The following is an 11,455-nucleotide window of genomic DNA, read 5'->3' on the forward strand; positions in this document are numbered from 1 at the left end:
TTCACCACATCCTTGTAGCTTCAGGTGTCGGCAGCAGGGATGCTGCCGCCAAGCCTACAGGGACGTATTTACGGCGTCCTGCGCTCGTGTGCCCTGTCCCGGCTTAAGTTGGTAGCCATAAAAAATGATTGGCTCGTCGATACTTAGCGCATTTTGATGCTGGACGTAGCAATCAACTATCAGTTAGTATTCTATAGCTGTACAAAAAAACAATAAAAGACAGAGTGTTATTTTCAATTGGAGGGGGTATGCAAAAGTACTTAGATATTATTCAATCTTACCCTAACAGCGCTACGCTTGCGTTAGCTGTTGCTTTAGGCGTATTCGTGTTGGCAGTTTTAACCATTGGTTTTTTATCGGTGGGTCATCAAGCAAAAATTAAGCGATTAAAAGCTGAACAGCAAGATTTAATCCAATCTAATGCATTGCAACATGCACAATTGACTGATCAATTAACTCAAGCGCAAGCATTACAAAGCGAGATGGCTGAGAAAACCGAGCAATTAACGGTTGAAAAACAAAAGCTAGTCTCAGAAAGTCAAAGGGCTACGGGTTTAGAAGCAGAGTTAGAGCAATTGAATCAGGAATCGGCAGAGTTAAACCAGCAGCTTGAAGCGCAAAAACAGTTGATACAAGATTTACAGCAAGAAAAAGCACAACAACAAAATTTATTAGTAGAAAAAGATGAGGAGTTAGAGCGCAGCAGTGCGGTGATTGCTGAGCAAGCAAAACAATTGCTTGCCGCTGACCCATTATTGCAGCAAACATTAGACAAGACTGAGCATGAACTGCAGCAATTAGCGAGTAAGTATGCTGCATATAAAGCTTATTTTGATAAATTAACGCTTAATAGAATTCAGGTGTTTGCTGAGCTCAATGATGTTAAGCGACAATTGAGCGTATCTGAGCGTGCTTTAACGTTAGCGCAACAAACAACGCGTCAGTTGCAAAACAAGCATAAGGCTTATAAAGCTTATTTCGGCAAATTGGCGTTTAATCGAATTCCAGTATTTACTGAGCTTAATAAAACTGTCCATCAATTAAATGTATTAGAGGCACAATTAGCCGCTAGTGCTACGAAACCTGCTGAGTCAGCCACGATTGCTATCGATGACAGTGTGCAGTCTTCTGAAAATCTTGCCGCTTCGGCTGTGCAAGAGAGCGTTGACGTAAAGCCTGCGAATCCTCTGGCAAGATGGATGAAAGCGGTAAAACCAGAGTTGGGTAGTGATAAAACCGAGACTATTGAGACGGAACCAGTGAAGGTGGCTCAACCTGAACCGGCGCCTGTTATTGAGCACACCCATTATCAAGCAGAGATTGCCAAGCTAACGGATGAAATAGCCGCGCAGCAACGCCATATTAACCGTTTACAAGATTTATTAAACGAGCGAGGCGAGCAGCAAAAACCGGTAGCTGAGCAGGTTTTACAGCCGACTGTTAAGCCAGAAAGTAGCGCAGAGCCTACGGTAGCGCCAGTGGCGACTCCGCATTTACCTAATGATATTAAACAGCAATGGCAAAGTTTAGTTAAGAAAGTGTCGGCTATTAAGCCGCCCATGCCAGTAGTTCAGCCGGAAGTCAGTGAGCCTGAGCCTGTTGTGGTCGCAGAGAAAGTTTCTACTAAATCGATTAAAGATTTCGTTGATAAAATTAAACATTTTAAGCCTTAATCGGCGATAGTGCACCGCGCAGGTTAATCTCGCGGTGCAGTTTCCTAGGCTAAACGTTTGAAAAACTCTGTTTCTGAAATAATGTCTCGGCTATCAGTGACTCTATCTAAATACACTAAGCCGTCTAAATGGTCGTATTCGTGTTGAAAAACCCGGGCTGGAAAGCCGGTTAAACGGGTTGATTGGGGTTCACCTTTTAAATCGATGTAGGTAGCCTCGATGTCTATATAGCGAGGCACTAAGGCGCGAATGCCGGGTATGCTTAGGCAGCCCTCCCAATCTTTTTCTTGTTGTTCCGAGTGCGCAGTAATGCATGGGTTGATCATGACGGTAGCTGGCATTGATGGCGCATAAGGATAGCGCTTAGTCGGTCTTGAGGCAATCACGATAATCCGTTGGTTGACATGAAGTTGCGGGGCGGCAATACCGACGCCTTCTGATTGGCTGAGTGTCTCTAGCATTAACGTGATTATCTGTTGCGTTTCGGGTGCGCTAATATTTTCAACCGGCATTGCTGTTAAGCGCAATACTTCGGCGCCCAATTGAGCAATTTCTAAAGGGTTAGATGACGTCATGCTTGCAGCTCGCTAAGAAGTTGAGTTTGTGCTTGTAGGGTTTTTTCGTCAGAATTTTTCTGTATCAGCCGGTAGCTACCATCGGCTTGTAATAACCAGACTTGGCTGTTGTCGTGTAAATATAAGTCTAAATTACGAACAATCCGTGCGGCTAATTTTTTGTTTTCGATAGGGAAGCAGATTTCAACGCGCTTAAACATATTTCGGCTCATTAAATCCGCACTTGATGCGTACACTTCCTGCTCGCCGCCGTTAGCAAAAACATAAACCCGTGCGTGTTCTAAAAAGCGTCCAATCACGGCTCTTACTTCAATATTATCAGAAATACCCGCAATACCTGGACGTAAGCAGCAGACGCCGCGCACGATGAGATGAATCTGTACGCCTGCTTGTGATGCTCGATAAAATGCTTGAATTAACTGTTCTTCAACAATCGCGTTAACTTGCATGATGATTTTAGCCGGTTTACCATTTTTAGCATGCTCTATTTCGCGTTCGATTTTTTCTAGTAAACCTTTGTGTAATGAAAAAGGTGATTGTAATAATTTGTTTAAGCGGGTGACTTTGCCGAGACTCGTGAGTTGCGCGAAAACCCGTCTTACATCTTCTCCTAATTCCTTATCGCAAGAAAACAATCCGTAGTCGGTATAAAGCTTGGCTGTTTTTGGGTGATAATTACCGGTGCCTAAATGCACGTAAGAGCGTAGTTGTTTATCTTCGCGGCGTAATACTAAACACATTTTGGCATGAGTTTTGTAGCCTACAACGCCATAAACAACATGTACAGCGGCCTCTTGTAGCTTGGCTGCTAAGTCGATATTCGCTTTTTCATCGAATCTAGCGCGTAATTCAATCACGACGGTAACAACTTTACCGGCTTTAGCGGCATTAATCAGTGCGGCTACGATAGGTGAATCAGCACCTGTACGGTATAAGGTTTGTTTTATCGCTAATACTTGCGGTGATTCTGCCGCTTGACGTAAGAATTCGACGACGGGGCCAAACGATTCAAAAGGGTGGTGTAGTAAAATATCATTGCGTCTAATCGCCGCGAACATGTCTTTTTCGCGTGCTAATTGCGCAGGTATCGTCGGTTTAAAGGGTGAAAATTTAAGTTCAGGTCTATCTACTAACTGGTTAATTTCTTGTATTCTGTTTAGGTTTACCGGGCCATCGACTAAATAAAGCCTATCGCGAGTTAAGCCGAAGCGGGCTAATAAGAAATTGACGGTATCTTCTGGACATTGTGCGTCGACTTCTAAACGTACTTCATCCCCGTAATTACGCATAGCGAGTTCACCTTGTACGGCGAGCAATAAGTCATCAATCGCATCATCATCGACGAAGAAGTCGCTATTACGGGTAACACGAAATTGATAACAGCCTTTTACGGTCATGCCGTGAAATAAGTCGTCGATAAACGCATGAATAATCGATGATAAAAACACAAAGTCGTGCTGGCCGCTACGCGTTTCGTCAGGAGGTAACTGCACCACTCGTGGTAAGGCTCTAGGTGCTTGTAAAATTGCCCGACCACTGTTTCTGCCAAAAGCATCTTTACCCGTTAGCGAAATAATAAAATTTAAGCTTTTGTTTAAAATACGTGGGAATGGGTGGGCCGAGTCTAGGCCTACTGGCGTTAAGATGGGTAATAATTCGTCGTTAAAATAATTAGACAGCCATTTGTGTTGGGTCTCTGTCCAGTCTTTGCGGCGAATGAAATTAATGTTTTGGCGTGACAGTTCTGGAATTAAAACCTCATTTAACACGTTATATTGTTCAGCGACTAATTCATGTGCATGTTTACTGATTTGCGCGAGCTGCTCCGCTGGCGTTGAGCCGTCAGGGCTTAATGCATTCGGATCTATGGTTGCCATTTCAATAATACTGGCGACTCTAACCTCAAAGAATTCATCGAGATTGGAACACGAAATGCATAAATAATTCAGCCGTTCTAGCAGTGGAACAGCGTCGTTCTTGGCTTGTGCTAATACCCGTCTATTAAATTCTAGCAGGCTTAAATCTCGGTTGATAAAAAGCTCGGGGTTATTAGCTGCTATATTAGGTTTTGCTGTAGTTAATTCCATGAGTGTTCCAATCTCAACAGGGCATCATACCTGTAATCAATAAGTGTCGGTCAGAGATTTGTTCGACATTAAAGTTCAATTGCGCGCTAACCAATTGTTGCTCAACTTCAGTTTGTGTATAAGCTGCCAGTAGCGAGTGATAAAAATCGTGTTTCAATAGTTCGGGTTCAAGAGCGGCATAAGTATCAACTAAGGTTTGCGCGGCAGTGGGCGAGTTCGGTCTTAGCAAGTCCATCACCATAATAGGTGCGCCAGGCTTAGCATAGTGTTTAATCGTATGCCAAAGCGTCATTGGCTCTGCTAGATGGTGTAACAAGCTATTGCTGAAAATGAGGTCATAAGCTAAACACGGCAAAGTGGCTTCGGGTAGTTTGCCGTGGATAAATTCTAATTGCACATTGTTATTGATTAATAATGTTTGTGCGTAGTCTATCATCGCTTTAGAGCCGTCTATGGCATGTACTGTGCTGTTTGGAAAGGCAAGGGCGAATTTTAAGCTAATGTCGCCCGGCCCACAGCCTAAGTCAAGCACTAAGCCGTTAAATGAAGGATTATTGATAAAAGCCTGTAGCCGGTTAATAAATTCAGTATGCGGTGCGCTAAAATCGGCTTGTGCATACGCATACACTTGCGCACTGTCTTCCATGAGTTCTGGTTCTGCTTGTCGTTTCACCGTTGAAATCCTCGGTTGCCTTGTAAGCCACCTGTGTGTATGGCAACAATTTTACTACCAGCAGGAAAATAGTTTCGACGGACTAAATCGTAAATACCGTAAAGCATTTTGCCGGTATAGATAGGTTCAAGTGGAATGCCTGTTTGCTGCTCAATTTGTTGCATAAAAGCGATTAATTCAGGGGTGATTTTGGCAAACCCACCTAAATGATAGTCTAAATTTAGGTGCCAATAGTGGTGTGCGGGTGTTAACCAGGTTTGTAAATCAGAAATAATAGTGTCAGCATTTTTGCAGGCTGCAAAGCCTATAACGTTTGCTTTATTGTCTATGTGTTTGATAATCCCTGCCAATGTAATGCCTGTGCCACAAGGGACACACAGGTAGTGGACATCCGCTGGAAGTTCTTGTGCTAATTCTGCAACGCCTGCCATTGCTAAAGAGGTAGAGCCGCCTTCGGGTATCCAGTATTGATGGCGCTGAATACCAGGAAGGTCTTGCCAGTTTTTATAATTACGCAGATTTTTATAAGCGGAGCGAGATATAAAATGAAGCTGCATACCCCACTGGCTTAAATCATTTAACGTTGCATTATGAGATTGTGGCTCTTCGCCGCGAATATAAGCTTGTGTTGATAAACCTAACTGATAACCAGCGTAGGCTAAAGCGTGTAAGTGGTTAGAATAAGCGCCACCCATGCTGAGCAATTCATTACAACCAGATTGTAACGCATGGTTGAGGATGTATTTGAGCTTACGCCATTTATTGCCAGAAATAACGGGATGCAGTAAGTCATCCCGTTTTAACCATAACTCGATACGGTGCTGTGAGAACAGCTTATCATGTACTTGAATTAACGGCGCCGGATTAAAGGCTTGCTCTAATTTAAGCAATCTTGTATCAACACATGGCATTGTTGCTGGTGGTTATTTAAAATCCAGTAATGTAGGCAAACCGCTATAGCTAACCTGCATAGCGGCGGTAAACCATTTGTAACATCGCCATTGCTTCTTCTTCTGGTTTTTGCCAACCTTGCATTTGAATATCCACGAGAATTTGTTTGCCTTGCTCGTCTTGGACCATATCGCCTAGTACATTAGAAAGTTCCGAGATATGGCCGGTTAAGTGAGGCGCCACGCAAAATAAATGGTGGGCAAATTCAGTACGACTTTCGTCAAGTAAACGAACACTGTTTCGACTAAATGACGATAAGCCATCATATGCTTTCTTCAGCATAAATACTAAATCTGCTTTTTTTCTAATCAGCATTTGTAATGCTTTAATCTCGTTGCCAGAAAAGTCGAATTGCAGCTGTTCGGAATCCAAGTCGTTTTCATCGCATAAAAATCTACCGAGCAAATAGACGAAGCTATCTTTGCTCGCCGTTGCGACTATTGCATTGGGGTAATCCGCTAAAGCTCTATCGTCATCGGCACGTGTCAAAATGACCACTTCATCGGTGTCAGTAATTGGGCGCATGACAGGGATATAGCCGTGATTATTAATCATTTGACAGGCTTCAAATGGCTTGGCAAATAATAAATCGGTGAAATTAGGATTTAATACGTCGTTGGCCTGCTCAAAATGTATCGCTTGCTTTAACCGTCTTTGTAGGTAAGTGTTCAATAAATACCAGCCTGTTAGCTGTTGCCCTGTTTGTAAGCTGGCTACAAAATTGAGCTTATCACTTGCTGTGCTAGCTGGTGTTGATGTGGTAGCGGCTATTTTGGCCTCAATATGCCTCGGTGGTTCAGGGTTAGCTGTTGAGGCTGGTGTCGCTGGGCCAGCCTTACCGTCTTTGATAAAGCGTCCTAAGCCGGTAATTTTAAATAGCATACTAATCATGCGATCAAGATGCTGTACTTCGATTTTAATCCGCTTGCTTTCCCAGATTTCAAATAACTTCAGCAATAGCGATAAGCCCATAGAGTTAACACGCTCAACTTGGCTAAAGTCGAGTAAGACATGTGATTCTGCGGGTATATCATATAAAGTATTTAAGGTTTCTGACGCATGGGCGTCGATAGAGCCTACTAAGTTGTAATGAAAATCCTGTCCGGTAACCGGTTCAATGCTAAATTTGACTGCCATATTCATGATTAGGCCCTCTCTAAGTAAGCAGTTTCTAGTTCGCTGTGATAGAGAAATTGCACGCCGGAATCCACATTCATATCGACGGAATTTTTAATATCCCATAGTGTTGTGACTTGTGTGCGTTTTTGCGGGTGGACGCGTATTTGTAAGTAATCTGATAAGCGCCACATCATATATAAACCTACCCCGCCTATGCCTGCTTCAACCCCTTCTTCCATGGCTTGCGCTAAGTTTTTCAAGAAAACGGCTGGGGTTAATGTGCCCCAGTTATCGGTAATCATTAGACCTAGCATGTCATCGGACAATGCAATATCAATGCGTACTTCCTCATGGGCAGATAATTCTCTGGATTCGCCTTTGCTGTAATAAGCAACGCCTTTACCGTCTCTAGGTGCGGCATATAAGCTGTTTTCCGTCATTTCGTCGAGAATAACAATCAGTGCATCGATATGGTCTTTATTTAACCGGTGCTGGTCATCCAGCCATGATTTAATTTCTTCCATGATAAACATTTTGTCTTCAGTGTGCGTAAGTTGGAACTGACGAGAGTTAGCATTGTGTGGCATTAATGCATACAAGTCATCATTAAACGACTCATGATGTTGAGCAAGTAGATGTTCCCAGCCTAGCTTATGGCAAAATTCATTGTATTTAGGAAGAATTCGACAAATACCGTCTTGTTTAAAGCGGTTTAATAAGTCGGAATAGCCGTGCTCGGCTAAGAAGACTACATATTCTTTAGATATACGTGGAATGGGGTGGTCGCCGTGGCGGTAATAGTTTTCTGAAATTCGGATAATATCACTGACTTCATTGTCAGCGACGGCTTGTATAACGCGGTCACTATGCTCAATAACGACTATGGTTACGTCATCGGTAAACACGTTGGTTCGGCAATGGCGTCTCAGTGCTTCGAGTATAGTATTGCGCAGAACTTCAGGATGTTCAGTCGCTGTATTGGCATTCAGAATGGCTTCTAATCTATCATAACCAAATACTTGGCCTGTTGGAGATTCTTCTTCAACTAAACCGTCAGTATATAAGAATAAGCGGTCGCCTACTTCTAATGTTAATTCAACAGCAGTTTCAAAGTAATCGGAGTCAATACTTTTACCTAAAGGTAAGCCAGACGCTTCTAGCATTTCCCATTGGTTTGCATTTTTGCGTAATATAAATGGAAGTACGTGGCCTGCATTGGCAAAAATTAATTTACCGGTTCTGGCGTCCAAACTTAAACACGCCATAGTCATTAATAACGATTGCTGTGCTGTTACCCGCATCGTTTCATTTAATGAGTTTAATATTTCGCTTGGGTTAGTAACACCCTCATGAATTAATGGATAAACACCGGCTTTGGCCGCGCCCACCATCGTTCCTGCCGCTACCCCGTGACCGCTTACGTCACCAATTAATAAAATACTATGGTGACCACCTACAGAGTAATAATCGTAGTAATCGCCGCCTACCTCACTCGATGTTAAGAGGTTAGCTAAACCTTGTACGCCCGGTAATTCTATCGTTGGTTGTGGTAGGATAGAGCGTTGTAACGTTGCTGCCAGGTTAACCTCGCCTTGTAGACGAGAGCTAAGTTGAGCCAATTCGGCGTTAGCTTTAATAACTTTTTGTTCAGCAATTTTACGTTCGGTAATATCCAGACCTGTTGCTAAGAACATCACGGGTTGTTGTGATACGGGGTCTTTTACTACGGTTGGGTTCCATAAAATATTGAGTACATCCCCGGTGCTGACTAACATAGTCGTTTCTATGGGGTCTGCGAACTCAGTATTTCCAGACATCATGTCGCTAAACAGGGTTGCCAGTTCACCTTCTTGGTCATCAGGCATGAATTGCTCGAAGAAGTCATTGCCGTGGACTTCTTTGTCAGACCAGCCGCTGTTTTCTTCTGCGTAGTGGTTGAATAATACGATTTGTCTATTGCTATTAAGGCCTATGATTAATGCTTGAGTCGTATTAATTACGTTATCAGCAAAGTTTTTCTCTTGTTGCATTTTTAATGCACTTTCTTTAAGTTTTATGACTAAAGGTTGTAATAACAAGAGTCCTACCGATATCAGTGTTGCCATTGAAATCATGAACATCATGTGCTGTTTGTTAGTCGTGCTACCTAACATAAACTCACTTTGACGTTGATATATTTGGCTGGCTCTATTTAAATCTTCTATTAGCGGGATAGAGATTGTATGAAATAACCGTTGCAACTCAGGGTCATCTATTCGTAGGCTACCCGCAGGTTGTCGATACAATTGGCGTACAGTCGCGATATAGGTACGCATTTGCGTGTCTAGCGGTTTTGTTTTGTCGAAATATAAAATTCTTAAGTCGCTGGATAGTATTCCCGGGACATGAACTAAGCGTTCGCCTTCACGGATAAAGCGGTCACCTGCACTAAGTGAAGCGTGTGCTTGATCTAATTGGGTCATGTTGGCAATGATTTTGTTATCGATTTTTTGGATTTCAAACTTATCTTTAGCGTACGTTTTTTGGCTAAGTAAAAAATTAATGCTTTCGACTAATTGTGCTTGCTCTGCGCTCATCTTAACTAAGCGAGCATTTCCTTCTTGGCTTCTGATGTCAGTAATTAAGACGATATAAGTAACGGTGGATACTGCGCCAAGCACCATTAATACCGTTGCATATTGGTCAAGCATGTGACCAATAATGCGTCGTAGAAATTCTTGCATTTATATATCCTCACTTTTATAGTTATCAATAGATTTACTGGCTTTAGCAACCATGCAAATCATTATTTATTATTTTGGGTTCAGCATCTTGCTAAGACACTATGTTGATTTTAGTTTATATTTGACAGATTTAAACGTATTCATTATCAAACTGAGCAGAATGGTAGTAAAGCAAAATTGTTGATAATGCGAACTGAATTCAATAAAGCGGTCAAATAGTCTAAAAGTTTAGTTTTTTAAATAGTTAGCTATTTTTCAAAGTTAATAATCAATATTATCCTGGACTGGGAAAGTCATGTTACCAAATAGCGAGTTAGAGCAAATTTTAAGAGGTGTTGATGAGGTTCTTGTCAAAGAGGGGCTTGTCAAGAAATTGGCAGAAAATAGGATGTTGCGAATAAAGGCAGGGTTTGATCCAACGGCCCCTGATCTTCATTTAGGGCATACGGTTTTAATTAATAAACTCAAGCAATTTCAAGACTTAGGTCATCGAGTGTTATTTTTAATTGGTGACTTTACCGGCATGATAGGAGACCCTACTGGCAAAAGTGCGACACGTAAGCCATTAAGTAGAGAGGAGGTTTTTAGCCAATGCTAAAACTTATCAAGAACAAATTTTTAAAATTTTAGACCCAGAGAAAACAGAAATTCTATTCAATTCTTCATGGATGGGGGCTATGTCAACCGCTGATTTAATTCAATTAGCGGCTAAGCATACTGTGGCAAGAATGCTAGAACGAGATGACTTTAGTAAGCGATATAGAAGCGGCCAGCCCATTGCTATTCATGAATTTTTATATCCATTAATCCAGGGATATGACTCGGTAATGATGCAGGCTGATGTTGAATTAGGCGGGACGGATCAAAAATTTAATCTACTAGTAGGTCGTCAATTACAAGAAATATATGGCCAACAGCCTCAAGTAGTTATAACTATGCCTATTCTTGAAGGTTTAGATGGTGTGCAAAAAAATGTCTAAATCGTTAAATAACTATATAGGTATTGCCGATGCTCCGGATGACATGTTTGGTAAAGTTATGCGAATTTCTGATGAGCTAATGTGGCGTTACTACGAATTATTAAGTTTTGAGTCCATCGCAGACATTCAGCAATGGAAGTTGAATTGCCAGCAAGGTGAAAACCCTCGAGCCTATAAAGTTAAATTAGCCCAAGAATTAATTACAAGATTTCACGATGTAAATTCAGCTAATAAAGCTTTAGAAAATTTTGAAGCCCGATTTCAACGAGGAGAAATGCCCAGTGAAATTGAGCAAATTGAGTTGAGAATTATTAATCAGAGTTATGGGATTGCCAGTCTATTAAAAGATGCGGGGTTGAACAGCAAGTACATCTGACGCTATCCGAATGATTAATCAAGGGGCTGTTAAGATAGATGGTGAAAAAATCGAAGATGCAAGGCGTGAGATAAGTATTGGTTCTGAGCATATCTATCAGGTTGGGAAAAGAAAGTTTGCGAAAGTCAAGTTATTGAATTAGTTTAAAAATAATTTTATATACAGTATAAAATTTTAAAAAATTTTTAAAATTAATCCTTGACACTTTGAGTTGAGGGTATATAATGCACAGCTCTTCAGCGCAGAGAGGCGCTGGTGGGGAGAAGGGAAAGGGAAGCGGGAATGGAAAAAGGAAGTT

General features: G+C 41.8%; 7 protein-coding genes and 1 pseudogene. 2 read left to right on the forward strand and 6 right to left on the reverse strand.

The genetic code is table 11. The features are described from left to right. The first annotated feature begins 248 nt into the window (after positions 1-248). Positions 249-1,673 carry a coiled-coil domain-containing protein gene (locus VZ94_RS04435; RefSeq protein ID WP_045778314.1) on the forward strand — a complete coding sequence of 475 codons (1,425 nt, stop codon included), beginning with the start codon at positions 249-251 and terminating at the stop codon, positions 1,671-1,673. A gap of 44 nt (positions 1,674-1,717) precedes the next feature. Here VZ94_RS04435 and def read toward each other — a convergent pair whose 3' ends face one another. From def to VZ94_RS04465, 6 genes are read right to left on the reverse strand one after another with little or no spacing between them, the layout of a single operon-like run. Beyond that, positions 1,718-2,248: a peptide deformylase gene (gene def / locus VZ94_RS04440; RefSeq protein ID WP_045778315.1), complete on the reverse strand. Its 531-nt coding sequence runs from the start codon at positions 2,246-2,248 to the stop codon at positions 1,718-1,720. Beyond that, complete coding sequence (ppk1, locus tag VZ94_RS04445) at positions 2,245-4,335, reverse strand: polyphosphate kinase 1 (protein ID WP_045778316.1); 2,091 nt, start codon at positions 4,333-4,335, stop codon at positions 2,245-2,247. Before ppk1 ends, def begins: the two co-directional genes overlap by 4 nt. Positions 4,336-4,348: 13 nt before the next feature. Next, positions 4,349-5,008: a class I SAM-dependent methyltransferase gene (locus VZ94_RS04450; protein WP_045778317.1), complete on the reverse strand. Its 660-nt coding sequence runs from the start codon at positions 5,006-5,008 to the stop codon at positions 4,349-4,351. After that, positions 5,005-5,919 (reverse strand): 1-aminocyclopropane-1-carboxylate deaminase/D-cysteine desulfhydrase, encoded by a 915-nt coding sequence (locus VZ94_RS04455; RefSeq protein WP_045778318.1) that lies wholly within the window; start codon positions 5,917-5,919, stop codon positions 5,005-5,007. The genes VZ94_RS04450 and VZ94_RS04455 overlap by 4 nt, the downstream gene beginning before the upstream one ends. 49 nt (positions 5,920-5,968) lie before the next feature. Then, positions 5,969-7,102: a PhnD/SsuA/transferrin family substrate-binding protein gene (locus VZ94_RS04460; protein WP_045778319.1), complete on the reverse strand. Its 1,134-nt coding sequence runs from the start codon at positions 7,100-7,102 to the stop codon at positions 5,969-5,971. 2 nt (positions 7,103-7,104) lie between these two features. Beyond that, a complete protein-coding gene (locus VZ94_RS04465; RefSeq protein ID WP_045778320.1) occupies positions 7,105-9,801 on the reverse strand; it encodes a SpoIIE family protein phosphatase in 2,697 nt (898 codons plus the stop codon). A 295-nt stretch (positions 9,802-10,096) separates the two neighbouring features. On the opposite strand from VZ94_RS04465, the pseudogene tyrS reads away from it, so the two are divergent. Next, positions 10,097-11,299 (forward strand): annotated as a pseudogene (gene tyrS / locus VZ94_RS04470) (tyrosine--tRNA ligase). Positions 11,300-11,455: the final 156 nt, after the last annotated feature.

Source organism: Methylocucumis oryzae, assembly GCF_000963695.1.
GTDB classification, from domain to species: domain Bacteria; phylum Pseudomonadota; class Gammaproteobacteria; order Methylococcales; family Methylomonadaceae; genus Methylovulum; species Methylovulum oryzae.